Origin of the sequence: Cellulomonas composti (genome assembly GCF_007990245.1) — a bacterium.
GTDB lineage: Bacteria > Actinomycetota > Actinomycetes > Actinomycetales > Cellulomonadaceae > Cellulomonas > Cellulomonas composti.
In genome coordinates this window covers 20,846-46,891 of sequence record NZ_BJWG01000001.1, presented here as the reverse complement: position 1 = coordinate 46,891, position 26,046 = coordinate 20,846, and the positions used below count along the sequence as shown (strand labels likewise).

The 26,046-nt window shown below is 72.3% G+C and carries 30 protein-coding genes; 12 read left to right on the top strand and 18 right to left on the bottom strand.

Translation table 11 applies throughout. The features are described 5' to 3' along the window. Positions 1-19 precede the first annotated feature (19 nt). The gene (locus tag CCO02nite_RS00245; protein WP_146840974.1) at positions 20-454 is read right to left on the bottom strand and encodes an NfeD family protein; all 435 of its coding nucleotides are present in this window, start codon (positions 452-454) and stop codon (positions 20-22) included. Between the two features lie 137 nt (positions 455-591). Then, entirely contained in the window at positions 592-1,377 is a 786-nt protein-coding gene (locus CCO02nite_RS00240; RefSeq protein WP_146840973.1) for an ABC transporter ATP-binding protein, read from the bottom strand. Between the two features lie 108 nt (positions 1,378-1,485). On the opposite strand from CCO02nite_RS00240, the gene CCO02nite_RS00235 reads away from it, so the two are divergent. After that, a complete protein-coding gene (locus CCO02nite_RS00235) occupies positions 1,486-2,289 on the top strand; it encodes an Rv1486c family protein (protein ID WP_146840972.1) in 804 nt (267 codons plus the stop codon). Positions 2,290-2,347: 58 nt separating this feature from the next. Here the strand turns inward: CCO02nite_RS00235 and glgA are convergent, their stop codons facing one another. Next, positions 2,348-3,577: a glycogen synthase gene (glgA, locus tag CCO02nite_RS00230; RefSeq protein ID WP_146840971.1), complete on the bottom strand. Its 1,230-nt coding sequence runs from the start codon at positions 3,575-3,577 to the stop codon at positions 2,348-2,350. Between the two features lie 125 nt (positions 3,578-3,702). On the opposite strand from glgA, the gene glgC reads away from it, so the two are divergent. Together glgC and serB are read left to right on the top strand one after the other, a co-directional pair. Continuing rightward, positions 3,703-4,944, top strand: a complete 1,242-nt coding sequence (gene glgC, locus CCO02nite_RS00225) for a glucose-1-phosphate adenylyltransferase (protein WP_146840970.1) — start codon at positions 3,703-3,705, stop codon at positions 4,942-4,944. 43 nt (positions 4,945-4,987) lie between these two features. Further along, positions 4,988-5,662, top strand: a complete 675-nt coding sequence (gene serB / locus CCO02nite_RS00220; RefSeq protein WP_281284542.1) for a phosphoserine phosphatase SerB — start codon at positions 4,988-4,990, stop codon at positions 5,660-5,662. Between the two features lie 36 nt (positions 5,663-5,698). Here the strand turns inward: serB and CCO02nite_RS00215 are convergent, their stop codons facing one another. From CCO02nite_RS00215 to CCO02nite_RS00205, 3 genes are all read right to left on the bottom strand, one after another. Further along, positions 5,699-6,232: a SixA phosphatase family protein gene (locus CCO02nite_RS00215; protein WP_146840969.1), complete on the bottom strand. Its 534-nt coding sequence runs from the start codon at positions 6,230-6,232 to the stop codon at positions 5,699-5,701. Positions 6,233-6,247: 15 nt separating this feature from the next. Further along, positions 6,248-7,018: an enoyl-ACP reductase FabI gene (gene fabI, locus CCO02nite_RS00210; protein WP_146840968.1), complete on the bottom strand. Its 771-nt coding sequence runs from the start codon at positions 7,016-7,018 to the stop codon at positions 6,248-6,250. 83 nt (positions 7,019-7,101) lie between these two features. Then, entirely contained in the window at positions 7,102-7,833 is a 732-nt protein-coding gene (locus CCO02nite_RS00205) for a beta-ketoacyl-ACP reductase (protein ID WP_146840967.1), read from the bottom strand. Positions 7,834-8,051: 218 nt separating this feature from the next. Between CCO02nite_RS00205 and CCO02nite_RS00200 the strand changes: the two genes are divergently transcribed. Then, positions 8,052-8,360: a DUF7677 family protein gene (locus tag CCO02nite_RS00200; RefSeq protein WP_222593103.1), complete on the top strand. Its 309-nt coding sequence runs from the start codon at positions 8,052-8,054 to the stop codon at positions 8,358-8,360. Here the strand turns inward: CCO02nite_RS00200 and CCO02nite_RS00195 are convergent. Then, positions 8,357-8,716, bottom strand: coding sequence for a transposase (locus CCO02nite_RS00195; protein WP_186812527.1), 360 nt, complete (start codon positions 8,714-8,716; stop codon positions 8,357-8,359). The genes CCO02nite_RS00200 and CCO02nite_RS00195 overlap by 4 nt on opposite strands. A 239-nt stretch (positions 8,717-8,955) precedes the next feature. Continuing rightward, positions 8,956-9,336 (bottom strand): CPCC family cysteine-rich protein, encoded by a 381-nt coding sequence (locus tag CCO02nite_RS00190; RefSeq protein ID WP_146840965.1) that lies wholly within the window; start codon positions 9,334-9,336, stop codon positions 8,956-8,958. Positions 9,337-9,463: 127 nt separating this feature from the next. On the opposite strand from CCO02nite_RS00190, the gene CCO02nite_RS00185 reads away from it, so the two are divergent. Genes CCO02nite_RS00185 through CCO02nite_RS00175 form a run of 3 tightly spaced genes read left to right on the top strand, consistent with a single transcriptional unit; the run spans position 9,464 to position 10,964 of the window. Beyond that, the gene (locus CCO02nite_RS00185; protein WP_246117227.1) at positions 9,464-9,805 is read left to right on the top strand and encodes a DUF3099 domain-containing protein; all 342 of its coding nucleotides are present in this window, start codon (positions 9,464-9,466) and stop codon (positions 9,803-9,805) included. Then, positions 9,802-10,071, top strand: a complete 270-nt coding sequence (locus CCO02nite_RS00180; RefSeq protein ID WP_146840964.1) for a hypothetical protein — start codon at positions 9,802-9,804, stop codon at positions 10,069-10,071. The genes CCO02nite_RS00185 and CCO02nite_RS00180 overlap by 4 nt, the downstream gene beginning before the upstream one ends. Next, complete coding sequence (locus CCO02nite_RS00175) at positions 10,068-10,964, top strand: SURF1 family cytochrome oxidase biogenesis protein (protein WP_146840963.1); 897 nt, start codon at positions 10,068-10,070, stop codon at positions 10,962-10,964. Before CCO02nite_RS00180 ends, CCO02nite_RS00175 begins: the two co-directional genes overlap by 4 nt. A 4-nt stretch (positions 10,965-10,968) precedes the next feature. On the opposite strand, the gene abc-f is transcribed toward CCO02nite_RS00175, so the two are convergent. Both abc-f and CCO02nite_RS00165 read right to left on the bottom strand, forming a co-directional pair. Next, entirely contained in the window at positions 10,969-12,567 is a 1,599-nt protein-coding gene (gene abc-f, locus CCO02nite_RS00170; RefSeq protein ID WP_146840962.1) for a ribosomal protection-like ABC-F family protein, read from the bottom strand. Between the two features lie 63 nt (positions 12,568-12,630). After that, positions 12,631-14,469, bottom strand: coding sequence for a peroxidase family protein (locus tag CCO02nite_RS00165; RefSeq protein WP_146840961.1), 1,839 nt, complete (start codon positions 14,467-14,469; stop codon positions 12,631-12,633). Positions 14,470-14,787: 318 nt separating this feature from the next. Between CCO02nite_RS00165 and CCO02nite_RS15935 the strand changes: the two genes are divergently transcribed. The 5 genes from CCO02nite_RS15935 to CCO02nite_RS00140 all read left to right on the top strand — a co-directional run bounded on the left by CCO02nite_RS15935 (position 14,788) and on the right by CCO02nite_RS00140 (position 18,952). Beyond that, positions 14,788-15,498, top strand: coding sequence for a biotin transporter BioY (locus CCO02nite_RS15935; RefSeq protein ID WP_146840960.1), 711 nt, complete (start codon positions 14,788-14,790; stop codon positions 15,496-15,498). After that, positions 15,495-16,235, top strand: coding sequence for an energy-coupling factor ABC transporter ATP-binding protein (locus CCO02nite_RS15930; RefSeq protein ID WP_146840959.1), 741 nt, complete (start codon positions 15,495-15,497; stop codon positions 16,233-16,235). The genes CCO02nite_RS15935 and CCO02nite_RS15930 overlap by 4 nt, the downstream gene beginning before the upstream one ends. Beyond that, complete coding sequence (locus CCO02nite_RS00150; protein WP_146840958.1) at positions 16,232-16,948, top strand: CbiQ family ECF transporter T component; 717 nt, start codon at positions 16,232-16,234, stop codon at positions 16,946-16,948. Before CCO02nite_RS15930 ends, CCO02nite_RS00150 begins: the two co-directional genes overlap by 4 nt. After that, positions 16,945-17,838: a KPN_02809 family neutral zinc metallopeptidase gene (gene ypfJ, locus CCO02nite_RS00145; RefSeq protein WP_146840957.1), complete on the top strand. Its 894-nt coding sequence runs from the start codon at positions 16,945-16,947 to the stop codon at positions 17,836-17,838. Before CCO02nite_RS00150 ends, ypfJ begins: the two co-directional genes overlap by 4 nt. Before the next feature lie 67 nt (positions 17,839-17,905). Continuing rightward, positions 17,906-18,952, top strand: coding sequence for an NYN domain-containing protein (locus tag CCO02nite_RS00140; RefSeq protein WP_146840956.1), 1,047 nt, complete (start codon positions 17,906-17,908; stop codon positions 18,950-18,952). A 286-nt stretch (positions 18,953-19,238) separates the two neighbouring features. Here the strand turns inward: CCO02nite_RS00140 and CCO02nite_RS00135 are convergent, their stop codons facing one another. The 8 genes from CCO02nite_RS00135 to CCO02nite_RS00100 all read right to left on the bottom strand — a co-directional run bounded on the left by CCO02nite_RS00135 (position 19,239) and on the right by CCO02nite_RS00100 (position 26,028). After that, positions 19,239-19,565 carry a metal-sulfur cluster assembly factor gene (locus tag CCO02nite_RS00135; RefSeq protein ID WP_146840955.1) on the bottom strand — a complete coding sequence of 109 codons (327 nt, stop codon included), beginning with the start codon at positions 19,563-19,565 and terminating at the stop codon, positions 19,239-19,241. After that, positions 19,562-20,050: a Fe-S cluster assembly sulfur transfer protein SufU gene (gene sufU, locus CCO02nite_RS00130; RefSeq protein WP_146840954.1), complete on the bottom strand. Its 489-nt coding sequence runs from the start codon at positions 20,048-20,050 to the stop codon at positions 19,562-19,564. The genes CCO02nite_RS00135 and sufU overlap by 4 nt, the downstream gene beginning before the upstream one ends. Continuing rightward, entirely contained in the window at positions 20,047-21,354 is a 1,308-nt protein-coding gene (locus CCO02nite_RS00125) for a SufS family cysteine desulfurase (protein WP_146840953.1), read from the bottom strand. Before CCO02nite_RS00125 ends, sufU begins: the two co-directional genes overlap by 4 nt. Positions 21,355-21,427: 73 nt before the next feature. Continuing rightward, positions 21,428-22,183 (bottom strand): Fe-S cluster assembly ATPase SufC, encoded by a 756-nt coding sequence (gene sufC, locus CCO02nite_RS00120; RefSeq protein WP_146840952.1) that lies wholly within the window; start codon positions 22,181-22,183, stop codon positions 21,428-21,430. Between the two features lie 29 nt (positions 22,184-22,212). Then, a complete protein-coding gene (locus CCO02nite_RS00115; RefSeq protein ID WP_146840951.1) occupies positions 22,213-22,545 on the bottom strand; it encodes a non-heme iron oxygenase ferredoxin subunit in 333 nt (110 codons plus the stop codon). Continuing rightward, positions 22,542-23,843 (bottom strand): Fe-S cluster assembly protein SufD, encoded by a 1,302-nt coding sequence (gene sufD / locus CCO02nite_RS00110; RefSeq protein ID WP_146840950.1) that lies wholly within the window; start codon positions 23,841-23,843, stop codon positions 22,542-22,544. The genes CCO02nite_RS00115 and sufD overlap by 4 nt, the downstream gene beginning before the upstream one ends. Then, entirely contained in the window at positions 23,843-25,273 is a 1,431-nt protein-coding gene (gene sufB, locus CCO02nite_RS00105) for a Fe-S cluster assembly protein SufB (protein ID WP_146840949.1), read from the bottom strand. Before sufB ends, sufD begins: the two co-directional genes overlap by 1 nt. Further along, positions 25,270-26,028 (bottom strand): helix-turn-helix transcriptional regulator, encoded by a 759-nt coding sequence (locus CCO02nite_RS00100; RefSeq protein WP_146840948.1) that lies wholly within the window; start codon positions 26,026-26,028, stop codon positions 25,270-25,272. The genes sufB and CCO02nite_RS00100 overlap by 4 nt, the downstream gene beginning before the upstream one ends. Positions 26,029-26,046 lie beyond the last annotated feature (18 nt).

Below are 26,046 nucleotides of genomic sequence, written 5' to 3'. Positions count from 1 at the left end.
AACGAGCCGGGCGTGCCGGTCAGGCCGCGTCGGTCGGCGCGACCACCGCGGTGGCGCCGTCGATGCGGTCGACGCGGACGGACACCCCGGGCGGGATGGAGACGCCCGCCGCGGCGCGCGCGCTCCACACCTCGCCCGCGAGCTTGACGCGCCCGCCCTCGCCCGTGACCGTCGAGACGACGACGGCGGGGCGCCCGACGAGCGCGGCGGTGTTGGTCTCGACGAGCTGCGTGCGGTCCCGCAGGCGGTGCAGCAGCCACGGCCGCAGGGCGAAAAGCAGGACGGCGGACGTCACCGCGGCGACCACGACCTGCAGCCACAGCTCGGCACCGAGCAGGTTGGCCAGGCCGCCGGCGAGCGCTCCCCCGGCGAACATGATGAACACGAGGTCGAGCATCAGCATCTCGAGGATGCCGAGCAGCAACGCCCCGCCGACCCACCACAGCCAGTCCACGCCGGATCCCCCTCGTGTTGCGCGCCGCGTCGTCGACGACGCCCGTGAGTCGATCCTAGGCCGAGCCTCACCCTGGACGGGCGACTTCTCCACAACCGAACCCGCGCACCGCCGGATCGCAGGCCGGTGAACCCGGATCAGGTCCGGGCGCGTGCCACCCAACGGCCCGACTGCTCCTGGACGTCGAGGTCCACGCCGAATGCGCCGCTGAGGTTCTCGGGCGTCAGCACCTGCTCGATCGGCCCCGCCGCGTGCACACCGCCGTCGCGCAGCAGCAGCAGGTGCGTGAAGCCCGGCGGGATCTCCTCGACGTGATGCGTCACGAGCACGAGCACGGGCGAGCGCGGGTCCGACGCCAGCTCCGAGAGCGCCGCCACGAGCTCCTCGCGCCCGCCGAGGTCGAGCCCGGCCGCGGGCTCGTCGAGCAGCAGCAGCTCCGGGTCGCTCATCAGCGAGCGGGCGATCTGGACCCGCTTGCGCTCGCCCTCGCTGAGCGTGCCGAAGAACCGCTCGGAGAGGTGCTCGACACCGAACGCGCGCAGCAGATCGCTCGCCCGCGACTCGTCGAGCTCCTCGTAGGACTCGCGCCATCGTCCCGTCACGCCGTAGGCCGCGGTGAGCACCACGTCACGTACCGACTCGCCGCCCGGGATGCGGTCCGCGAGCACTGCGCTGGACAACCCGATGCGGGGCCGCAGCTCGAACACGTCGACGCGCCCGAGCCGCGCGCCGAGCAGATCGGCGGTGCCGCTCGTCGGATGCATCCGACCCGAGGCGACCTGCAGCATCGTCGTCTTGCCCGCGCCGTTGCGGCCCAGCACGACCCATCGCTCGCCCTCGCGGACGGTCCAGGTGACCCGGTCGAGGATCGTCGTGGTGCCCCGGCGGATCGTCACGTCCTGCAGGTCGAGCACGTCGGTCATGCCCCGACCCTAACGGCCCGGTCCCGGCTCGGGGTGACACCGCGGCGAAGTCACGTCCGGCGCGGACTCCTGCACCACCCGGGTCGCCGACCGCTCTACGGTGGACCTGTGAGCCGCACGCTGACGTTGCCTCGATCTGCGCTGCTCGCGCTGTGGCTGGGGTGTGACGACGACGGGCGCCCCAACGCACGCGGGCAGCTCGATCGCGCCGTGCGTGCGGTGCAGTCGGACGACGAGCCGCACACTGTCGAGGACGCGCTCACGGGTGCGACGACGACGCTCGCGGAGTCCCTGGCGACGTGGCTCACGCCCGGCGGCGAGGTTCAGGTCGTGGCGCTGTTCCCCGCACCGGGCGACGTCCAGTCGGTGCCCGCGGCGGTCAGCGTGTCGTCGCTGCACGTCGGCGAGTGCGTGCTGCTGCGCGCACCGGACGGACGCGACCTCGCCCTGGTCCCCCAGGTCTCCGAGTTCGGCTCCCCGTACGAGCCCGGTCACGTGGTGCGCTGGCGCGCCACGCCCGTGCCCGAGTGGATCACGGCCGCGCTCGCGCTGGGCTCGCTCACCGACGCGGACCGCGACCTGCGGATCGGGCTCGCGACGATCACGCAGGCGCTCATCCGGCTCGACATCGCGCACTGGGACTCGCGGGACACCGAACGGGTCGCGGCGATCCGCGACGGCGCGCTGGCCGCGTGGCGCCTCCCCGAGCACCTCGACGGTCGGCGGGCTCGCGTGCTGGCCTCGGCCGCGCGGCTGCGCGCGATCGCGGACCTCGCGGGCGCCGACGACGGCGCGGCGATCAACGTCTGGCAGGCCGACCAGCGGTCGGCCGCGCTGCGCGACGTGGACCGGATGGCGCGCCGCGCGCTCGCCGCCGCCACGGCCTCGCTCATCGGCCGCGCCGCCCTGTGACGTTCGCTGTGACACCGGCAGCGTGCCCGAGAATCCGCCGTGGGGCGGACCCGCGGCGTCAGCCCCGGAGCACCTGGGCGTAGATCTCGAGAGTGCGCTCGGCGATGGCGTCCCACGAGAAGTGGTCCTCGACGCGCCGCCGTGCGGCCACGCCCCACGTCCGCGCGCGCTCCTCGTCGGACACGACCTCGACGAGCGCGGCCGCGAGGTCCGCGACGAACGCGTCCGGGTCCCGGGGTGTGCCCGTGCCGTCGCGCACCTGGTCGATCGGGACCAGCCGGCCCGTGACCCCGTCGTCGACGACCTCCGGGATGCCGCCGGTCGCCGTTCCGACCACGGGCAGCCCGACAGCCATGGCCTCGAGGTTGACGATGCCGAGCGGCTCGTACACGGACGGGCACGCGAACACGGTCCCGTGCGCCAGCACGGCCACCAGGTCGCGCCGCGGGAGCATCTGCTCGATCCACACCACGCCCGAACGCCGTGCGCGCAGCTGCTCGACGAGCCCGCTGACCTCGGCGGCGATCTGCGGCGTGTCCGGCGCACCCGCGCACAGCACGACCTGCACGTCCGCCGGCAGCTGCTCGGCCGCGCGCAGGAAGTAGGGCAGCCCCTTCTGCCGGGTGATCCGGCCGACGAAGACCACCGCGGGGCGTGACGGGTCGATGCCCAACTCCCGGACCGTCGCGTCGGCGTGCTCCAGGTCGGCGGCGTCGACGGGCCGCTGCCAGCCGTCCAGGTCGATGCCGTTGTGCACCACGTGCACGCGTGCGGGGTCGACCGCCGGGTAGGAGCGCAGGATGTCCTCACGCATGCCGCCGCTGACGGCGATCACGCCCGCGGCCGCCTCGTACGCGGTCCGCTCGACCCAGCTCGACAGCGCGTACCCACCACCGAGCTGTTCGGCCTTCCACGGCCGCAGCGGCTCGAGGCTGTGCGCAGTCAGGACGTGGGGCACGCCGTGCAGCAGCGACGCGAGATGGCCGGCCATGTTGGCGTACCAGGTGTGCGAGTGGACCAGGTCGCTGCGCACGCCGTCGATGCCGACCGCACCGACCGCGTCCACCATCTCGAGGTCGACCCCGAGCGTCTGGAGCGCCGGGTTGGCCCCCGCCAGCGTCGCCGGGACGTCGTAGCCCGCGACGCCGGGCTCGTCGCGGGCACCGTCGAAGCAGTGCACGCGCACGTCGACCGAACGACGAAGCACCGCCGCGAGCTCCGCGACGTGCACACCGGCGCCGCCGTAGATGTTCGGCGGGTACTCACGGGTCAGCAGGTCCACGCGCACGGCGTCCTCCAAGCGGCTCGTCGGGAGGCCCGGGACGATCCTGCGCCCGTGCCCTCCGCGACACGCTAGCGCTCACAGGTCCCCAGGCCTCGCCGCAACCGCCCCACGGAACTAGGGTCATGCTCATGGCAGCGCCGCGCGTCCTCGCAATCGTCCTCGCAGGTGGGGAGGGCAAGCGACTGATGCCGCTCACGGCCCACCGTGCCAAGCCCGCAGTGCCGTTCGGCGGCCTGTACCGCCTGATCGACTTCGCACTGTCCAACGTCATCAACTCGCACTACCTGCACGTCATCGTGCTGACGCAGTACAAGTCCCACAGCCTGGACCGGCACGTCTCGAAGACGTGGCGCATGTCGTCGCTGCTGGGCAACTACGTCGCCGCGGTCCCCGCACAGCAGCGGGTCGGCAAGCACTGGTACCTCGGCAGCGCCGACGCGATCTACCAGTGCCTCAACATCATCGAGGACGAGCGGCCCGACATCGTCGTGGTCGTCGGCGCCGACCACGTCTACCGCATGGACTTCTCCCAGATGGTGGACGCGCATATCGCGTCGGGCGCCGAGTTCACGGTCGCGGCGATCCGCCAGCCGATCGAGGAGGCCGACCAGTTCGGCGTCATCGAGGTCGACCCGAGCGACCCGACGAAGATCAAGGCCTTCCTCGAGAAGCCCAAGAACCCGGTCGGCCTGGCGGACTCGCCGAACGAGGTGCTGGCCTCGATGGGCAACTACGTCATCAACGCCGACGCGCTGGTCCGCGCGGTGACCGAGGACGCCGAGAGCGCGACGTCGCGGCACGACATGGGCGGCGACATCGTGCCTGCGTTCGTCGAGCGCGGCACCGCCGGCGTGTACGACTTCATCCGCAACGACGTGCCCGGCTCGACGCCGCGCGACCGCGACTACTGGCGCGACGTCGGGACGCTCGACGCGTACTTCGACGCGAACATCGACCTCATCGCGGTCGAGCCAGTATTCAACCTCTACAACGACGAGTGGCCGCTCTACACGGGCTACACGAGCCTGGCGCCCGCCAAGTTCGTGCACGCCGGCGCCGGTCGTCTCGGGCACGCGGCCGACTCGATCGTCTCCCCCGGCGTCGTGATCTCGGGGGCCACGGTCTCGGGTTCGATCCTGTCGCCCGGCGTGCGGATGCACTCGTGGGCGCAGGTGACCGACTCGGTGATCATGGACGGCGTCGACGTGCAGCGGTACGCCCAGGTGCACCGCGCGATCCTCGACAAGAACGTCATCGTCCCGGAGCGCGCGCGCATCGGCCTGGACCGCGAGCACGACCTCGCCCGCGGGTTCACCGTCACGCCGTCCGGGATCACGATCGTCCCCAAGGGCACGATCATCACGGAATGACCACGCGGCCCTCGAGGGTCACGGCGCCGGTAGCCTCGGCGCCGTGACCCTCGACCGCGACGCCGACCTCGCTGCTGAGCCGACTGTGCCCCGGCTCCTCGTCATGGACGTGGACTCCACGCTCATCACGGGCGAGGTCATCGAGCTGCTCGCCGCCCACGCGGGCGCGCTCGAGCTCGTCACCGAGATCACCGAGCGCGCGATGCGCGGCGAGATCGACTTCGCGGAGTCGTTGCACGAGCGCGTCGCGACCCTCGCAGGTCTTCCGACGAGCGTGCTCGACGACGTTCGCGCGCAGCTCGAGCTCTCCCCCGGCGCCCGCGAGCTCATCACCGAGGTGCAACGCCGCGGCTGGCACGTCGGGCTCGTCTCCGGCGGCTTCATCGAGCTCGTCGGGCCGCTCGCCGACAGCCTGGGCATCTCGCTCACGCGCGCGAACGCGCTGGAGGTGGCCGACGGCCTGCTGACCGGCCGGGTCAGCGGTCCGGTGGTCGACCGGGCGGCCAAGGCCGTCGCGCTGCGCGACTACGCGGCGCTGGTCGGTGCCGCTCTCGAGCACACCGTCGCGATCGGCGACGGTGCGAACGACCTCGACATGCTGGCCGTGGCGGGCTTCGGGATCGCGTTCAACGCGAAGCCCGTCGTGGCCGCGCAGGCCGACGCCGTCCTGACGGACCGCCTCGACGCCGCACTCGACCTGGCACCGCTGCGCGCATGAACCCACGCCCCGGCGCACCGGGGACGACCCCGCCCGTCAGTGGGGCGTGACGACCTTGATCAGGCGGCCGGCCTGCGACGCGACCGTGTCCCAGTCTCCGTCGAGCTCGATGAGCGACCACGACGCGGTCGGCACGCCGACCTGCACCCGCGACCACGCATCCTCGTCGGACCCCGGTCCCGCGAGCGTCGCGGCCGTGTGGGACATCGTCGGCTCGTGCCCGACGACGAGAAGCGTGGACACCGACGCCGGCGCGGTCGCGACGAGCGCGAGCAGCGAGCGCACGCCCGCCTCGTACACGTCGTCGAGGAACTCGGCGGGCGGCTGCGCGCCGAGCGTCCCGCGCACGAGGTCCCACGTCTGGCGGGTGCGCGTGCTCGACGAGCACCACACGAGGTCGGGCACGAGGCCCGCCGCCGCGAGGGCGGTGCCCACCCGGGCGCTCTGGCGCCGACCCTGCAGCGCGAGGGGACGCGAGTGGTCGCTCACGCCGTCGGGATGCTCGGCCTTGGCGTGCCGCAGCAGCACCAGCCGACGTGGCTCATCGGACACGCTCGGCGGCTGGTTCATCGCCTCAGCCTGCCATCACTGACCCATGGCGTGCACACCGCCGTCGACGTGGATGATCTCGCCGGTCGTCGCGGGGAACCAGTCCGACAGCAGCGCGGCGACCGCGCGGGCGGTCGGCTCGGGGTCGTAGACGTCCCAGCCGAGCGGCGCACGATCGGACCAGCGCTCCTCCATCTGCTCGAAGCCGGGGATCGACTTGGCCGCCGTCGTGCGGATCGGGCCGGCGGACACGAGGTTCACGCGCACCCCCGACGCGCCCAGGTCACGGGCCAGGTAACGCGACGTCGCCTCGAACGCGGCCTTCGCGACGCCCATCCAGTCGTACACGGGCCACGCGAACTTCGCGTCGAACGTCAGCCCGACGATCGAGCCACCGCCGGTCAGCAGCGGCTGGGCCGCCACCGCGAGGGACTTGAGCGAGTACGCCGACACCTCAAGCGCGACCGCGACGTCCGACCACGGCGCGCCCAGGAACTGGCCGCCCATGACCGTCTGCGGTGCGAAGCCGATCGAGTGCACCACACCGTCGAGCGAGTCGAAGCCGGCCTCGCGCACGCGGTCCGCGAGCGCGGCCAGGTCGTCGGGGTCCGTGATGTCGAGCTGCACGACGGGCGCCTCGACGGGCAGTCGCCGGGCGATCACCTGCGTCAGGCGGAACTGGCGCCCGAAGGAGGTGAGCACGACCTGCGCGCCCTGCTCCTGCGCGAGCCGCGCGACGTGGAACGCGATCGAACCGTCCGTCAGGACGCCGGTGATGAGGAGCTTCTTGCCGGTGAGCAGGCCCATGGGCGTTCTCGCCTTCCTGTGGTGCTGGTGTTCGTCGTCGAGCTGGTGTTCGTCGTCGAGCTGGTGCTGGTGGTCGGTCGGGGTCAGTGACCCATGCCGAGGCCGCCGTCGACCGGCAGCACCGCGCCGCTGATGTACGCGGCGGCGGGTGAGGCGAGGAACTCGACGGCCGCCGCGACCTCGTCGGGCCGCGCGAACCGGCCGGCGGGGATCGCCGCCTTGTACCCGTCCTGCGTCGCCTCGGGCAGCGCACGGGTCATGTCGGTGTCGATGAAACCGGGTGCGACGACGTTGGCGGTGATCCCGCGCCCGCCGAGCTCGCGCGTGATCGACCTCGCCATTCCCACGAGCGCGGCCTTCGACGCGGCGTAGTTGACCTGGCCGGGCGAGCCGTACAGCCCGACGACCGACGAGATCAGCACGATGCGCCCGCGGCGCAGCCGGATCATGCCCTTGCTCGCGCGGCGCGCGCAGCGGAACGCCCCCTTGAGGTTCACGTCGAGGACCTCGTCGAACTCCTCGTCGGACATCCGCATGAGGAGCTGGTCACGCGTCACGCCGGCGTTGGCCACGAGCACCTCGACCGGTCCGAGCTCCGCCTCGACGGCCGTGAACGCTGCGTCCACGGACGCCGTGTCGCGCACGTCACCGACGACGCCGAACACCCCCTCGGGCAGCTCGCCCGACCGGTACAAGGTGGCGACCTTGTCCCCGGCAGCGACGAACCGCTCGGCGATCGCGCGGCCGATGCCACGGTTGGCACCCGTCACGAGGACGACGCGCGGGGCTGCAGGGGTCTCGAGAATCTCAGGCACGGGACACGACGCTATCCGAGCCCCGCGCACCCGGACGGCACCGCCGCGACACAGAACCACCCGACCCAATTGTGGAAGCCCCACAACCCCGCCTGCGACCCGATGATCCGCCGTCCCCTCCCCTCAGCGCGACCTCGGCACGATGACCGCCCGCGCGACTAGGGCGTGTCTCCTAACCTGAGCCGCTTGGTCACCCGGCGACCCCTACAGTTCGCGTCGTGGTCACAGGGCTATCGCATGGGGCATCGGGCGCGCTGCGGCGCTTCGCCGGCTGGGTCTTTCGTGGGTCGGTCGGGCATCCGATCCTCGAAGGAATCGACTACTGGGACGACCTGCGCGACTCGCCGAGCCAGATGGAGACACTGTTCGCTATCTTCGCCAACGTCTTGGAGCTCGATGACCAGGGCGAGCCCGTGAACGAGAAGTACGCGGAGCGGCGGGCGGCGGTGTGGCTCTACCAGTACTGCACCGGCAGTGCGCCGGATGGAGAACCCCCGCTGGAGAGCTGGGAGGTCGAGCTCTACTAGGACCGCGCGTCGCCGAACCGCCTGAGCCCCAGGAGGATGGCCCGAAGGATGGCGGCTCCGCGGTAGACCAGTGCGAGTCTGTCGCACCGGGTGGCCAACCCGCGCCACTGCTTGGTGTCGTTGAAGCCGCGCTCGACGACGTTGCGACCGCGATGGTCATCGCGGTCGAGGGCCAGCGGGCGGCGTACGCGTGAGCCGCGGCGCCTGCGATGGGCGATCTGATCGGACGGCTGCGGGATGACGGCGACGATGCCCCGTGAGCGCAGCAGCGCCCGGTTGCCGCGCGAGGAGTACGCCTTGTCCGCGCGCAGCCGGTCCGGGCGCGTCCGCGGGCGTCCCGGTCCCAGGCGGGCCACGCGCAGGTGACCCAGCAGCGCGCCCAGCGGCTCAACCCGAGCCCACGCAGCATCCGAGAGCGCCCCTGCACGCGATACCCGGCGAGCCTGGCATCACAGGCAAGCCGGACTTAGGAGGCACGGCCTAGGGCGTGCCTCCGATATCTGGGGTGAGGCCCGCTACGACAAGCTCGCTATCACCTACCGCGCCGACGCCGTCCTCGCCGTCTGCATCGGGTGGGCCAAGGCGTCGTCCGGCACTACGCGTGCCGCCAGAAGGTGGGCCGCCACCAGTACAGCGTCGTGTGATCCGAAGGCCAGGGGGCCTCTTGGACGCCTCGCACCTCGAACTCATCGACCGCGAGATCGATCGGCCGCCATCCCTCGTCCAGCGGTTCGGACTCGTCAGCGGCGCGCACGTGTCCGATGAACCGGCTCTCCATGGCGCCGACTTCAGCAAAGGTGCGCTGGGCCTCGATCAGCGAAGGCGTGTTGGCACCGCCATACCAGTCCGGCCACCGCAGTTGGACCGCGTCGTCCTCCCAGAAGCACACAGCACAGATCTCGTAGCTACCGGGAGGTTCGCCGAACGTGACGCGCCCACAGCACGGGCACGGATAGCCCAGATCCGATCGACTCACGATGCCAAAGGCTCCACATCCCGCCCGTGCTCGTCAACCCGAATGGGCGACACGCCCTAGCTGCCACCCGCGCGAAGAGCCGGGGCCGACGGAAGGGGTGGGGGTGGGGGCGAACTAGGATCGGGGGGTGAGTGCACGCCGTCGCGAGACCCCCGCCGAGGTGCACCGGATCACCGCCGCCCCCGAGCCGCTCGCCGAGGACCAGGCTCGCCGCCAGCGGCGGTACCTGGCGCAGATGGGCGTGCGCCTGGTGTGCTTCCTGCTCGCGATCTTCACGTGGTCGCGCATCCCGGTGTGGATGTCGGTCGTGCTGCTCGTCGGCGCGGTGGTCCTGCCGTACGTCGCGGTCATCTTCGCGAACGCCGGACGCGAACGCCGCGACGACGCTCCCCCGTTCGTCGACCCCCGCGAGATCGGTGGCGGTCCCGGCGACCGGGACCGGCCCGGTGGTTCGGAGGATGGCTCATGAGCCTGCTCGGTCCCGTGCCCGACCCCGTCGACGAGCCGATCTGCAGCGCACGCGGCTGTCGCGCCGACGCGACATGGGGGCTCCTGTGGAACAACCCGAAGCTGCACACGCCGGACCGGCGCAAGGTGTGGCTCGCGTGCGACGCGCACCTCGAGCACCTCACGCAGTTCCTGGACGTGCGCGGCTTCCTGCGCACGACGGTCCCCGTGACCGACCTGCCCGCTCCTGAGCCTCCCGCACGCGATCCGTCCGACGGGTCGTCGTGAGGCCGGCGGTGCGCCGCGCCGTCGGGCTCGTCGTGCTCGGTGTCGTGCTCGCAGTCACCTGCACGTTTCTCGGCCGCTGGCAGTGGCACCGCCACGAGTGGCGCGACGCGCAGATCGCGGTCGCCGAGGCCAACTACGACGCCGAACCCGTCCCGTTCGCGGACGTCGTCGCGGGCCCCTCCGACCCGCTGGCCGACGACGAGCAGTGGCTCCCGGTCACCCTCGTCGGCACCTATCAGCCCGAGGCGACCGTGCTGCTGCGCAACCGCCCGGTCGAAGGCCAAGCCGTCTACCACGTCCTCGTCCCGTTCCAGGTGGACGGGCCGGACGGGGCGTTGTTCGTCGTCGACCGCGGCTGGGTGCCCACCGGCGAGGATGCGACCACCACGGTCCCGGTACCGGCTCCGCCGACCGGCGAGGTCACGCTCGTGGCGCGCCTACGGCCCGCCGAGTCGGGTTCGACGCGCACCGCGGAGGGCTACGCGCAGTCGATCGACCCCGCGCAGGTCGTCGCGTCGGGCGGTCTCGACGCGTCCGGCAACGCGGTCTACACCGGCGTGTACGGCCAGCGGGTCTCGGAGGACCCTGCTCCGACGAGCGTCCCGGGCGACCTCCCGACGCCCGACCTCGATCCCGGCTCGCACCTGAGCTACGCGTTCCAGTGGTGGGTGTTCGCGCTCGGCTCGCTGATCGGGTTCTCCTGGCTCGCGCGCCGCGAGCTCGTCGATGAGCGCGAGGAGCTCGAGGAAGCGTCCGCGTCCCCGAACCGCGACGAGGGTGAGCCGCGCGAGCGGTCCGTGGCACGGCCGCGCCGTCGCGAGGGCCGGGCCGAGGCCGAGGAGGACGCGCTGATCGACGCCCAGCTCGCGGACCGTCCGGGCCCGGAGTCCTGAGCCTTCAGGCCAGGGTGATCAGGTCCAGGTAGTCGGCGTTCCAGAGGTCCTCGTCGCCGTCCGGCAGCAGCAGGACGCGCTCGGGATCGAGGGCCGCGACCGCCCCCTCGTCGTGGCTGACCAGCACGACGGCGCCCTTGTAGCCGCGCAGTGCGGCGAGGATCTCCTCGCGGCTGGCGGGGTCGAGGTTGTTCGTCGGCTCGTCGAGCAGCAGGACGTTGGCCGACGAGACGACCAGCGCGGCGAGGGCGAGCCGGGTCTTCTCGCCGCCCGACAGGACCCGTGCGGGCTTGTCGGCGTCGTCGCCCGAGAACAGGAACGAGCCGAGGACCGAGCGCACCTGGGTGTCGCTCAGGTCCGGCGCCGCCGTGCGCAGGTTCTCGACGACCGTGCGCGTCAGGTCGAGCGTCTCGTGCTCCTGCGCGTAGTAGCCGAGCTTGAGCCCGTGGCCCGGGTGCACCTCACCGGTGTCGGACTTCTCCAGCCCCGACAGCAGCCGCAGCAGCGTCGTCTTGCCCGCGCCGTTGAGGCCCAGCACGACGACGCGCGAGCCGCGGTCGATCGCCAGGTCGACACCGGTGAAGACCTCCTGCGACCCGTAGGACTTCGACAGGTCCGATGCGGTCAGGGGCGTGCGCCCGCACGCGGCCGGCTCGGGGAACCGCAGCTTGGCGACCTTGTCGGCCACGCGGACCTCGTCCAGACCCGACAGCAGGCGTTCGGCACGGCGCGCCATGTTCTGCGCGGCGACGGTCTTGGTGGCCTTCGCGCGCATCTTGTCGGCCTGGGCCATGAGCGCCGCGGCCTTCTTCTCGGCGTTCGCGCGCTCGCGCCGGCGGCGCTTCTCGTCGGTCTCGCGCTGCAGCAGGTACGCGTCCCAGCCGAGGTTGTACTGGTCGAGCGCGGAACGGTTCGCGTCCAGGTGGAACACCTTGTTGACGGTCGCGCGCAGCAGCTCGACGTCGTGCGAGATCACGACGAACCCGCCCGCGTACCCCTTGAGGTAGTCCCGCAGCCACGTGATCGAGTCGGCGTCCAGGTGGTTGGTCGGCTCGTCGAGCAGGAGCGTGTCGACGCCGGAGAACAGGATCCGCGCGAGCTCGACGCGGCGGCGCTGACCGCCCGAGAGCGTGCCCATCGTCTGGCCGAGCACGCGGTCGTCGAGGCCGAGGTTCGCGGTGATGCGGTGCGCCTCGCTCTCGGCCGCGTAACCGCCGGCGGCGTTGAAGCGCGAGTCGAGCCGCGAGTAGCGCGCCATCGCCTTCTCGCGCTCGTCGTCGTCGGTGCTGGCCATGAGCGTCTCGGTCGCGCGCATCGAGCGCACGATCTCGTCGAGACCGCGCGCCGAGAGCACGCGGTCGAGCGCCAGGACGCCCAGGTCGCCGTGCGCCGGATCCTGCGGGAGGTAGCCGACCTCGCCCGAGCGCGTGATCTGACCGCTGGTCGGCTGCGTCTCGCCCGACAGCGTGCGGGTCAGGGTCGTCTTGCCCGCGCCGTTGCGCCCGACGAGGCCGATCCGGTCCCCCGAAGCGATACGGAACGAGGTCTCGGCGAGCAGCTCGCGGGCGCCGATGCGCAACCCGACGCCGTGCGCGGTGATCACAGTGGTGGACTTCCTGGGAGGGGACGCGTCCGGACGTCGTCGCGGACGCAAGCTGTCGCCAGTCTACGGCCGGGCGCGCTGCCAGATCGCGAACGCGTTGGGCAGGTGCTCCACGTACCTGGTCAGCTGCGGGCAGTGGCGCATCAGCACCGATCCCATGGTGTTCTCGCGGACCCACGCCATCCCCTCGGGCGTGTACACCTCGTCGGTGAACGCGTCGGTGAAGAAGCGGTCGCTGTTGAGCCGCCGCGAGGCCATCAGCACGAAGATCCGGAACGCGGTGTCGGAGAACGCGAACCCGTCGGGCAGGTCCTCGGCCATCATGCCCGGGACGAGGTCGAGGTCCTCGATACGGCCGGCGTACACGTCCTCGAGCTCGGCGGCCCACTGCGGGTTGCTGGTCACCTCGTCGAACCTCGTCGGCACCCTCAGGTGCAGGAGCCGGCGGAACTCGCAGTACCGCGGCACGCCGAGCTCGCGGCAGCGCAGCACGTCGAGCGCGGCCATGTCCATCAGCTTGCCGTCGGGCCGGCGGTAGGTCTGCAGGCCGCGCGGGAAGTTGTGCAGCGTGACCAGGCCCGGGTTCATGGTGCCGAACGTGTACAGCAGGTCGGCGAGCGACTGGTCGCGCAGGATCGGCACGGACTGCGGCCCCGTGAGGTCGGCGAACGTGAGCGGACCGAGCGTCGGCGAGTCGTCGTCGGCCGAGCGGAAGTCGTAGTCGTCCGGCACGAGCGGGTGCATCCGGTAGACGGCGACGAACTCCTCCGTGAGCGAGTAGGGCACGCCGAAGTCCTCGGTCGGCGTGCCGGGGATCCCGCGCAGCGCCTCGTCGTCGGAGAACTTCCCGACGAACCCGCTCAGCCGGCGGCCCGCGAGCCCGTACCAGTTCGCGTGCAGCGCGCTGACGGCCGTCGGATGGGCGGTGACCGCGGGCGTCCACTCGATCGTGTGGATCTTGGCGATGAGCGCGCACGTGACCAGGCGCGCCTTCTGGAACAGCAGCTCGTCGTCGTAGCCGGGGTGCGCCCCGGCGATCGCGTCGGCGATCGCGTTGTGCTCGCGCGTGAACAGGGTGTGCATCATGCCCAGGCCCAGCCAGAAGCCCGGCGTGCGGGTGGGGTCCAGCCGCGGGTCGTCCGGCACCGGCGGCATGCCGTCGACGAGCCGCAGGTGACCGCCCTTGCCCGAGCGCAGGAACCGCTGCGCGTCGAGGTCGTTGCCGTACAGCGACGAGCCGTCCCACCAGTGCGTGTTGTCGTTGCGGAACGTCGGCGGGTGCGGCGAGTCGGGCGGGCTCGTCGGGTCCGGCGGCGTGCGCATCACGAGCACCGGCGGCGTCGGCCAGTCGTCGCCCTCGACCGGCGGCAGCACCCAGGGGTTGCTCGTCAGGCTCGTGCCGTGCCGGATCCAGTCGTGGATCATGAACTGCAGCCACGCGGTGATGATCACGTTGCCGCCCGTGGCGGGGTTCAGCTTCTCGCGGGTCATGAGCCGGCGGCTGATCTCGCGCGGGTTCGGCACCAGCATCCGCTCGCGGTCGGGCCAGGTGTGCTCGAGCGGCACGTTGCGGCCGAACCGCGTGCCGGCCATGCCCATCTCGGGGTGTGCGAGGTCGTTCCAGCTGCCGTCGGCGGTCCGCTGCACCGTGAACCGCTCCTCGAACTGCGGCGGCTGCAGCTCGTGCACGGCCGGCAGCCGTGACGTGTCGTGCAGGTTCTCGAGGCGCAGCGTGTCCCGGATCCCGATCAGCTCGACGAGCCCCAGGGCGTGCGGCAGCTCGTACCACGGGTGCTCGCGCGAGATCTCGTCGACGACCTCGTCGAACGCCCGGCGCAGCAGGCTCGGGTCCTCGGGGACGTCCGACGAGCTCTCGTGCTCAGGGCGCTCCTCGTCGGTCATGGCGACCCTCCCCCGTCGGACCCCGTCGCACCCCCGCGCGGGCGTGGCTGCGGTCGAGACCACGCTAGCCATCCGCGGACATTCCGGACAGCGTCGGCACGGATGAGATGTGACGCAGACCACAGGGGGGCGCGCCGGGTCTCGTGGTGATTTCCTCCGGATTCGCGCACCGCATGTTGGTCGGGCGCACAGGCGTGCCTGCTCCCTTGCGCGCACTAGCGTTCTGGACGTCGCAGAGCCACCGACCGGGCCTTCCTCGCCCGACCGACAGGCTTGCGACGAGCACACCCGACGAGCACGCCGACCCAAGGAGCAACCGTGGCCGACGCCCGCACCGCCGACTCACCCGCCGACTCGACCGCCGACTCGACCGCGGACTCGACCGCCGAGGTCGTCGCGACCAGCACCGCCGACCTGACGGTGTCCGGCGGCGCCGTCGCGATCGCCGCACCGGTGCCCGTGGTCCGCCGCTCCGCCGCGACCGACCTCGCGCTCGTCGCGACATTCGCCGCGTTCATCGTCGTGTGCGGCGTCCTGCCGGACATCGCCGGGCCCAGCGGCGTGCCGTTCACGCTGCAGACCTTCGGCGTGGTCCTGGCCGGTCTGGTGCTGGGGGCCCGCCGCGGCGCGCTCTCGGTGCTGCTGTACCTGGCCGTCGGCGCCGCGGGCGTCCCGGTGTTCGCCGGCCACAAGGGCGGCCTGGCCATCCTGGTCGGGCCGACCGGCGGCTACCTCGTGGGCTTCGTCGCCGGGGCCGTGGCGGCGGGCGCCCTGGCGGGCCTCGCCCTGCGCCGGGCCGGTTGGCGGCGGGCGGCTCTCGTCGCGGTCGCCGCGTTGGTCGCGAGCCCGGTGGTGATCGACGTCTTCGGCATCGCCGGCCTCATGTGGCGCGCCGGAATGAGCCTGGACGTGGCCTGGACCGCCAACCTCGCGTTCGTGCCCGGCGACGTCGTGAAGTCGCTGCTCGCGGCCGCGGTCGCGCTCGTCGTCTTCCGCGCCTACCCGAGCCTGCTGCGCTCGCGACGGTGATCGCGCTCGACGCCGTCCACGTCACGGCCTGGTCCCCGGACCCGGCCGGCGGCGCCGACCGCGTCGTGACGCTCCTGCACCCGCTCTCGCTGCGTCTCGACGAGCCGCGCGTGGCCGTGATCGGGGCGAACGGCTCCGGCAAGTCGACGCTCGCGCGGCTCCTGAACGGGCTCGTGCTGCCGTCGTCGGGCCGGGTCACGGTCGACGGCCTCGACACCGCCCGGGACGGCGCCGCCGTGCGCCGCCTCGTCGGGTTCGTGTTCACCGACCCGGACGCCCAGATCGTGATGCCGACGCCGGTCGAGGACGTCGCGCTGTCGCTGCGGCGCACGCACCCGGACGCCCGCGAGCGCGCGCAGGCCGCACGAGCCGTCCTGGCACGGTTCGGGCTCGCGGCGCGCGCCGACCAGCCGGTGCACTCGCTGTCGGGCGGGCAGCGTCAGCTCCTCGCGCTGGCCGCCGTGCTCGCGACCGAACCCCGCGTCCTCGTGCTCGACGAGCCGACGACGCTGCTCGACCTGGCCTGGCGTGCGGTGGTCGACGACCTGGTCGCCGGCCTCGAGCAGCAGGTCGTCGAGGTCACGCACGACCTGGACGCAGCCGGCCACGCCGACCGCGTGCTCGTCGTCGACGAGGGCCGCGTCGTGCACGACGGCGCGCCCGACGAGGCGGTGCGGCACTACCGCACCCTCATGGCCGCACGCGCGTCCCGCGTCCGCGACGGATCGCCGTCGTGACCCCCACCCCGGACGGGCCTGAGGCGACCGGCAGGCCGCTGCGTGCGCCGTGGAGCGGACCGCTGGGGCTCTACCGGCCGGGGACGAGCCCGGTGCACCGCGCACCTGGCGGCGCCAAGCTCGTCGCACTGCTCGTCGTCACGACGCTCGGGGTCGTGCTGCAGGGTGTGCCCTCGGCGCTGGTCCTGCTCGCGCTCGTGCTGCTGGCCTACGCGGTCGCGCGCGTCCCGTTGCGCGGCAGCGCAGGCGGCTTGACCGCGACGCTGCTCGGCATCGGGGTGCTCGCGGTCTTCCGCTGGTGGTCCGACGGGCCTGCGGGCGCGATCGAGCTCACCGCGGACCTCCTGGCCGCGGTGCTGCTCGCCGCGCTGGTCACGGCCACGACGCGCTCGGACGTGCTGCTCGACACGCTCGCGCGCGCGGCGCGGCCGTTGCGGCACGTCGGGCTGGCACCCGAGCAGGTCTCGCTCGCGATCGCGCTCATGCTGCGCACCGTGCCCGTGCTCGTCGTCTCGACGGTCGAGTCGCGCGACGCCGCGCGGGCCCGCGGGCTCGGGCGCGACCCGCGCGCGGTCGTCGTCCCCGCGGCGGTGCGCATGGTCGGGCACGCTCACCGGGTCGGCGAGGCGCTCGCGGCCCGCGGCCTGGGCGAGCCCGACGGGCCGACGCCCCCGCGCGCGGCTGACAGCCACCCTCTACGCTCCGGGGCATGACCTTCCAGGAGGGCGGCAGCTTCGGCGGCGGCCGCGTGCAGTCGCGGCGCGGCGGCGGCCGCGGGGGTACCCGGGGTGTCGCGATCGGCGGCGGTGTCGGCGGGCTCGGCCTGCTCGTCGTACTCGCGATCATGCTGCTGGGCGGCGGACCGGACCTCGGTGCGCTGCTCGGTGACGGCGGCACGGGCGAGGTCGAGGACGACGCGACCATCGGCGAGTGCACCGCCGAGCAGGCCAACACCGACCGCGCGTGCCGGCTGTCCGCGACGCTCGACTCGCTCGACACCTACTGGGCCCCGACGCTGCAGGCCGCGGGCGTCGACATCCCCGAGGCGGCCGAGTTCGAGTCCGCGGTGTCGACGGCATGCGGTCAGGCCTCGTCGTCGTCGGGCCCGTTCTACTGCCCTGGCGACCGGACGATCTACCTCGACCTCGGCTTCTTCGACCTGCTGACCAGCGAGTTCGGTGCGCAGGGCGGTCCGCTCGCCGAGATGTACGTGTACGCGCACGAGTACGGCCACCACATCCAGCACGCGACCGGCGTGTTCGACGACGCCGACCGCGGTGACACCGGCGCCGGCTCCGACTCCGTACGCGTCGAGCTGCAGGCCGACTGCTACGCGGGGCTGTGGGCGGGTCACGCGGCGTCGACCGTCGACCCCGACACCGGCGTCGCCTACCTCGACCCGATCACGAGGGCCGAGCTCGCGCAGGCGCTCGACGCCGCCGCGGCCGTCGGCGACGACCACATCCAGGAGCAGTCGTCGGGCGGTGTGAACCCCGACGCGTGGACGCACGGCTCGAGCGAGCAGCGCGAACGGTGGTTCCTCGTCGGGTACGAGCAGGGCGAGCTCGCGGCGTGCGACACGTTCGCGGCGGACCCGCTCTGAGGGGCCCACGAGCCCGACGAGCGCGCCCGTGCCGGCCGGTAGGGTCGGGGCGAGCCAAGGAGGCCCCATGCCGGAGCTGACGGACACCGACCGCGCGGCGGTCTACATCGACTTCGACAACATCGTGATCTCGCGGTACGACCAGCTGCACGGCGACGGCGCGTGGCGCAAGGAGAACGCGCGCGACGCCCGCAAGGAGGTCGCCGCCCGGCTCGACGACGCCCGCGTCGACGTCAGCGCGATCCTCGACTTCGCCTCCTCGTTCGGCACCGTCGCCGTCGCGCGCGCCTACGCGGACTGGTCCGTCCCCGCCAACGCGACGTACAAACGCCAGCTCGTCGACCGGGCGATCGACCTCACGCAGCTCTTCCCCGCGTCCGGCACCAAGAACGGCGCCGACATCCGGCTCGCGGTCGACGTGCTCGAGGACCTGTTCCGGCTGCCCGACATCACGCACGTCGTCATCGTCGCGGGCGACTCCGACTACATCGCCCTCGCGCAGCGCTGCCGCCGCCTGGGCCGCGTCGTCGTGGGCATCGGCGTGCCCGGCGGCACCAGCCGCGCGCTGATCTCCGCTTGCGACGAGTTCGAGTACTACGACGAGGTCGTGCGGTCCGACGACGACGAGCTCGAGGACGCCGACGACGAGCCCGGCCCCGACGCCGCCCCGTCCGAGCCGGCGGACGACGAGCAGGCCGAGCCGGCCGCGCCGGCCGAGGCGGGTGGCGACGGCGACGCTCCCCCGGCCGAGCCGAGCGAGCCCGCACCGGCGCCGACGTCCCGCCGCGCGACCCGCGCCGCCGCGCCGCCCTCGGTCTCGGAGGCCGACAGCTCACCGACGCCGACGGGTCAGCCGATCGGCGGCCCGGGCGCGACCCGGCTGCTGATCAAGGCGCTCGGGCTCGTCGGGAAGGACGACGACGGCTGGAGCCCGGCGGCGACCGTCAAGGCGCAGATGAAGCGCCTGAACCCGCAGTACAACGAGCAGGCGCTCGGCTACCCGACGTTCACCGACTTCCTGCGCTCGCGCAACGGGCAGGTCGAGCTCCGCGAGGAGGGCCAGAGCCGCTGGCTGCGCCTGCGCGCCCCCAAGGCCAAGCCGAAGAAGTCCTGACGGGCCTGCGCGACGGCAACGGGTCCCCCGACTGCCTGACGAGACCCTCGGCTCGTCCGTCGTCTGGCGGGCCAGCAGGCGGGCGTACGCCCCGCCCGACGCGGCGAGGTGCGCGGGCGCGCGCTCGAGCGTGGCGTCCAGCGCCGCCCGCCGGGCACGCCGTCGCGAGCTCGTCGTCCGACGCAGCGGGCCGGGCCGGGCGCAGGTTGTCCTCGATCGTGCCCGCGAACCGGTAGGGCCGTTGCGCGACGACGGCGACCAGGTCGCGCGCGGCGAGCGGGGCAGCTCAGATGTTGAAGCCCAGGGCCCGCATCTGCTCGCGACCGTCCGAGGTGATCTTCTCGGGACCCCACGGCGGCATCCACACCCAGTTGATGCGGAAGCCGTCGACGATGCCGTCGAGCGCCTGCGCCGACTGGTCCTCGATGACGTCCGTTAGCGGGCAGGCCGCCGACGTGAGCGTCATGTCGATGACCGCGGTGTTGTTCTGCTCCAGCACGATGCCGTAGACGAGGCCGAGATCCACGACGTTGATCCCGAGCTCGGGGTCGATGACGTCGCGCATGGCCTCCTCGACGTCGGCGACGTTGACGGGCGACGACTCGGTACTCATACGTCCTCCGGGTGGTTCGGGGTGACGCCGGTCTTGATGAGGGCGTCGTTCAGCGCGACCCAGCCGAGCAGCGCACACTTCACGCGGGCGGAGAACCGGCCCACGCCGGTGAAGGCCGCCGCATCGCCCAGGGCGTCCTCGGCCTTCTCGTCGTCGAGCCCGGCGCCGCGCGACTGCAGGAGCGCGCGGAACGTCTCGGACAGCGAGCCGACGGTCTCGAGCGGCTGGTCCAGGACCAGGTCGTGCAGGACGGAGACCGAGGCCTGCGAGATCGAGCAGCCCTGGCCCTCCCACCGCAGTCCGCGCACCACGCCGGCGTCGTCGACGTCGACCTGGAGCGTGACCTCGTCGCCGCACGTCGGGTTGACCTGGTGCGACTGCGCGCTGTGGGCGCCCTCGACCGACTCCCCCAGCCCCCGGCCGTGCGGGTACTTCGCGTGATCCAGGATCACCTGCTGGTAGAGCTGCTCCATCGAGCCCGTCATGCCACCACCTCGCGCGCCGCGTCCGTCAGTCCGAAGAACGCGCGGACCCCCGCGAGTGCTTCCCGGAACACCGCGATCTCCTCGTCGGTGGTGTAGACCGCGGCGCTCGCGCGTGCGGTCGCGGCGATGCCGAAGCGCCGGTGCAGCGGCTGCGCGCAGTGGTGGCCCACGCGCACGGCCACTCCCGCGTCGTCGAGCACCTGCCCGACGTCGTGCGCGTGCACGCCGTCAACGACGAACGAGACGTTCGCGAGCCGGTCGCGCGTGTCGGTCGGGCCGATCACGCGCACGCCGGGCACCGAGGCGACGGCGTCGAGCAGCAGACCGGTCAGGTGCGCCTCGTGCGCCGCGACGGCGTCCATCCCGAGGTCGTCGAGGTAGGTCGCCGCGGCGCCCATGGCCACCGCCTGCGAGACCATCTGCGTGCCGGCCTCGAACCGCTGCGGCGGCGGTGCGTACGTCGTCTCGGTCATCGTCACGACCTCGACCATCGAGCCGCCCGTGGTCACCGGCGGCATCGCGTCGAGCAGCTCACGACGTCCGTACAGCGCTCCGACGCCCGTCGGGGCGAGCATCTTGTGGCCCGAGAACGCCGCGAAGTCCACGCCGAGCCCGTGCAGGTCGACCGGCACGTGCGGGACCGACTGGCAGGCGTCCAGGACCGTCAGCGCACCGACCTCGCGCGCACGGGCGACGAATGCCGCGACGTCGCTGATCGCCCCCGTGACGTTCGAGGCGTGCGTGAACGCGAGCACGCGCGTGCGGTCGGTCACGACGTCCGCGAGCTCCTGCGTGCGCAGCCGCCCGTCGTCGGCGACGCCGATCCAGCGCAGCGTCGCCCCGGTCCGCGCCGCGAGCTCCTGCCACGGCACGAGGTTGGCGTGGTGCTCCGCCTCGGTGACGACGATCTCGTCGCCCGGATGCAGGGCGAACCGGCGCGCGGCCGCGCCGCCGCGACCGAGGGACGCGTTGGACATCGCGTACGCGACGAGGTTGATCCCCGCTGTGGCGTTCGTCGTCCACACGAGCTCACCCGGACGCACCCCGACGAACGAGGCGACCCGGGCCCGGGCGTCCTCGAACTCCTCGGTGGCCTCCTCCGCGAGCTGGTGCGCGCCGCGGTGCACGGCGGCGTTGCGCTGCAGGTAGAAGTCCTGCTCGGCGTCGAGCACCACGTCCGGCTTCTGGGACGTGGCCGCCGAGTCGAGGTACACGAGCGGGCGACCGCCGCGCACGGTGCGCTCGAGCAGCGGGAAGTCCGCCCGCACGGCCGCCAGCTCGGCGGCTTCCAAGGTGCTGCCCACGATCGACCCCCGGTTCAGAGCTGGGGCGGGGACCCGGCGGCCAGCCGGCACCAGGTCCCCGCACGCGTGTGTGTCAGGCCGTCGCCAGGAAGCGGTCGTAGCCCTCGTTCTCGAGTCGCTCGGCCAGCTCCGGGCCGCCCTCCTCCGCGATGCGGCCGTCGACGAAGACGTGCACGAAGTCCGGTTCGATGTAGCGCAGGATGCGCGTGTAGTGCGTGATGAGCAGCACGCCGACGTCGGTGTTCGCACGGACGCGGTTGACGCCCTCGGACACGACGCGCAGCGCGTCGACGTCCAGGCCGGAGTCGGTCTCGTCGAGGATCGCGATGCGCGGCTTCAGGAGCTCCATCTGCAGGATCTCGTGACGCTTCTTCTCACCGCCCGAGAAACCCTCGTTGACCGAGCGCTCGGCGAACGTCGGGTCCATGCGCAGGTCGTCCATCGCGGTGCGGACGTCCTTGACCCAGGACCGCAGCGGCGGCGCCTCGCCGTCGATCGCGGTCTTGGCGGTGCGCAGGAAGTTCGACACCGAGACGCCGGGGACCTCGACGGGGTACTGCATCGCGAGGAACATGCCGGCGCGCGCGCGCTCGTCGACCGACATCGCCAGCACGTCGGCGCCGTCGAGCAGCACCGAGCCGCCGGTGATCTGGTACTTCGGGTGGCCGGCGAGCGAGTACGCGAGCGTCGACTTGCCCGAGCCGTTGGGGCCCATGATCGCGTGCGTCTGGCCGCTGTTCACGGTGAGGTCGACGCCGCGCAGGATCGGCTTGGGGCCTTCCTTGGTCTCGACGCTGACGTGCAGGTCGCGGATCTCCAGGGTGGTCATGCGGGGGTGCTCCTAGGTCAGAGAGGGGCTCAGAGGGGGCGATCCACGTCGACGAGCACACGCTCGCCGTCGAGGGTCACGGGGTAGACGGGGACGGGGGTGACGGCGGGTGGGCCGAGCGGCTTGCCGGTGCGCAGGTCGAAGCGCGACCCGTGCAGCCAGCACTCGATCGTGCAGCCGTCGACCTCGCCGTCGGACAGCGAGACGGCGCCGTGCGAGCAGATGTCGCTGATCGCGTGCAGCTCACCGTCGTCGTCGCGCACGACCGCGACCTCGACGGTGCCGCTGTCGGCCTCGAGCTCGACGCGCAGCGTGCCCCCGACGGGCACGTCGGACGCGAAGCATGCGAGCTGCGCGCTCATGCAGTGGCCTCGGGAGCGACCCCCGCCTGCGCACCGTCGTCGACAGCGACCCGGTCGAGCACCGACATCGACTCCTCGAGCTCGGCCTCGATCGCGGCCAGCAGCCGCTCCTCGACCTCCGGGACGCCGATCTCGTGCACGAGCTCCGCGAAGAACCCGCGCACGACGAGACGGCGCGCGTCGGGCTCCGGGATGCCACGTGCCCGCAGGTAGAAGAGCTGCTCGTCGTCGAAGCGACCGGTGGCCGAAGCGTGCCCGGCACCCTCGATGAGACCGGTCTCGATCTCGAGGTTCGGCACCGAGTCCGCGCGCGCACCGTCGGTGAGCACGAGGTTGCGGTTGAGCTCGTAGGTGTCGGTGCCCTCGGCCTCGGCCCGGATCAGCACGTCGCCGACCCAGACCGTGTGTGCACCGGCACCCTGCAGCGCGCCCTTGTAGGTCACGCGCGAGATGCAGCTCTGCTCGGCGTGGTCGACGAACAGGCGGTGCTCCTGGTGCTGACCGGCGTCCGCGAAGTACAGCCCGATCATCGTGACCGAGCCGCCCTCGCCGGAGAACTCCGCGTCCGGCGTGACGCGCACGACGTCGCCGCCGAGCGTGACGACGATGTGCTTGACCGTCGCGTCGCGCCCGACCTTGATGCGGTGCGAGGCGGCGTGCACCGAACCCTCGGCCCAGTCGTGCACGGACACCACCGTGAGGTGGGCACCGTCCTCCGCGACGATCTCGACGGTCTCGGTGAGCACCGCGTGACCGACGTGGTCGATGACGACCGTGCCCTCGGACAGCTCGCGCGCGCGGATGACCAGGTGCGACGCGGTCGGCTCGAGCGGCGCGTCGTGCGTGCCCGCGCCCTCGACGCCCTCGACGCGGATCGAGGTCACCTTGGAGGCGACCGCCTCGCGCGGCAGGGTCACGAGCGTCGCGCGCGACGCCGAGGCCCAGGCCACGGCGGCCGTGCGGTCGCCGGGCTTGCCGACGACCCCGAGGCGGTCGTCGCCGCGCTCGACGATCTCGACCGTCGCCTCGGGCGACTCGACGACCGTGGTCAGGACGCCGTGCCCGTCGAGCACGCCGTCGGTCGCGGCGGCGAACAGCGGCGCGATCCGGCCGATCGGCGAGAAGCGCCACTCCTCCTCACGCCCGTTCGGCACGGGGAAGTCGGCGACGTCGAAGGACGCGAGCCGCTCGGCACGCGACGACTGCGGTGTGCCGCCGACGCCGTGCGTGTGCTCGCCGTCCGCGACAGCGCGGGAGTGGTCGGTGGACAGCCCCGACTCGTTCATGGTGGTCGTCATCAGCCGACGGCCCCTTCCATCTGCAGCTCGATGAGGCGGTTCAGCTCGAGGGCGTACTCCATGGGCAGCTCACGCGCGATGGGCTCGACGAACCCACGCACGATCATGGCCATGGCCTCGGTCTCGGGCATGCCTCGGGACATCAGGTAGAACAGCTGGTCCTCACTCACGCGCGACACCGTGGCCTCGTGACCCATCGACACGTCGTCCTCGCGGACGTCGACGTACGGGTAGGTGTCCGAACGCGAGATCTGGTCGACGAGCAGCGCGTCGCACAGCACGTTGGACGCGCTGTGCGAGGCACCCTCGAGGATCTGCACGAGGCCGCGGTAGGACGTGCGACCGCCGCCGCGGGCGACCGACTTCGACACGATGGACGACGAGGTGTGCGGTGCGGCGTGCACCATCTTGGAGCCCGCGTCCTGGTGCTGGCCCTCACCCGCGAACGCGATCGACAGCGTCTCGCCGCGCGCGTGCTCGCCCATGAGGTAGATCGCCGGGTACTTCATGGTGACCTTGGAGCCGATGTTGCCGTCGACCCACTCCATCGTCGCGCCCTCGGCCGCGGTCGCCCGCTTCGTCACGAGGTTGTAGACGTTGTTCGACCAGTTCTGGATGGTCGTGTACCGCACGCGGGCGTTCTTCTTGACGATGATCTCGACGACCGCGGAGTGCAGCGAGTCCGACGAGTACACGGGGGCGGTGCAGCCCTCGACGTAGTGCACGTAGGAGCCCTCGTCGGCGATGATCAGCGTCCGCTCGAACTGACCCATGTTCTCCGTGTTGATGCGGAAGTAGGCCTGCAACGGGATCTCGACGTGCACACCCGGCGGGACGTAGACGAACGAGCCGCCCGACCACACCGCGGTGTTGAGCGACGCGAACTTGTTGTCCCCGGGCGGGATGACCGAGCCGAAGTACTGCTCGAAGATCTCCGGGTGCTCGCGCAGGCCCGTGTCGGTGTCGAGGAAGATGACGCCCTGCTCCTCGAGCGACTCCTGGATCTGGTGGTAGACCACCTCGGACTCGTACTGCGCGGCGACGCCGGCCACGAGACGCTGCTTCTCCGCCTCCGGGATGCCGAGCCGGTCGTACGTGCTGCGGATGTCCTCGGGCAGGTCCTCCCAGCTCGCCGCCTGCTTCTCGGTCGAGCGCACGAAGTACTTGATGTTGTCGAAGTCGATGCCCGACAGGTCGGCGCCCCACCAGGGCATCGGCTTCTTGTCGAACATGCGCAGCGACTTGAGCCGCGTCTTGAGCATCCACTCGGGCTCGTTCTTGAGCCGCGAGATGTCGCGCACGACGTCCTCGGACAGGCCACGGCGCGCCGTCGCACCCGCGACGTCCTCGTCGTGCCAGCCGTAGTTGTAGTTGCCGATCGAGGCGATCGCCTCGTCCTGGGTCATCGGCTCCTGCGTGGGTGCACTCATCGAGTCGTTCCTTCCGGGGACGTCGCGGGGGCAGCGGGTGGTGTGGTGCTGGTCGTCGCGGACCCGAAGCCCGGCGTGACCGTGGGGATGCTCGTCGTGCAGACGTGGCCGCCTGCGGCCAGCGTCGACAGCCGCTGCACGTGCACGCCGAGCAGGTCGGAGATGGCCTTGGTCTCGGCCTCGCACAGCTGCGGGAACTCGTGCGCGACGTCCTGGACCGGGCAGTGACCCTGGCAGAGCTGGACGACGTGCGTGCCGGGCACGGGCCGCGCGGACGCGGCGTAGCCCTCGACGGTCAGCGCGTTCGCGAGGACCTCGGCCCGATGGGACACGTCCGAACCCGCGTCGACGAGCGCAGGCGCGATGCGCGCCGTGAGCTCCGCCGCGCGCGCCCGAGCGAAGCCGTCGAGCGCTTCGGCGCCGGCCGAGTCCCGCAGGAAGTCGAGTGCCTGCTGCGCGATCTCGGCGTACCGGTGCGCCAGTCCCGCCTGCCCGTGGTTGGTGACCACGTAGCGGCGCGCGGGGCGGCCGCGGCGCACCGGCGAGGCGGAGGACGACTCGTGCACGCTGATCTGGTCGGCCTGCTCGAGCGCGAGGATGTGGCGCCGGATGGCGGCCGGCGTCAGGTCGAGCCGCTCGGCCAGGGTCGACGCGGTGATCGGACCGTCGGTCACGACCAGCTCCAGCACGCGCTGACGGGTACCGGCGTCGACGTCCGGTGCCGGGGTGTGCTCGAGCGGGAGGGTCGTGCTCATGCTCACCTCCGCGGTCGT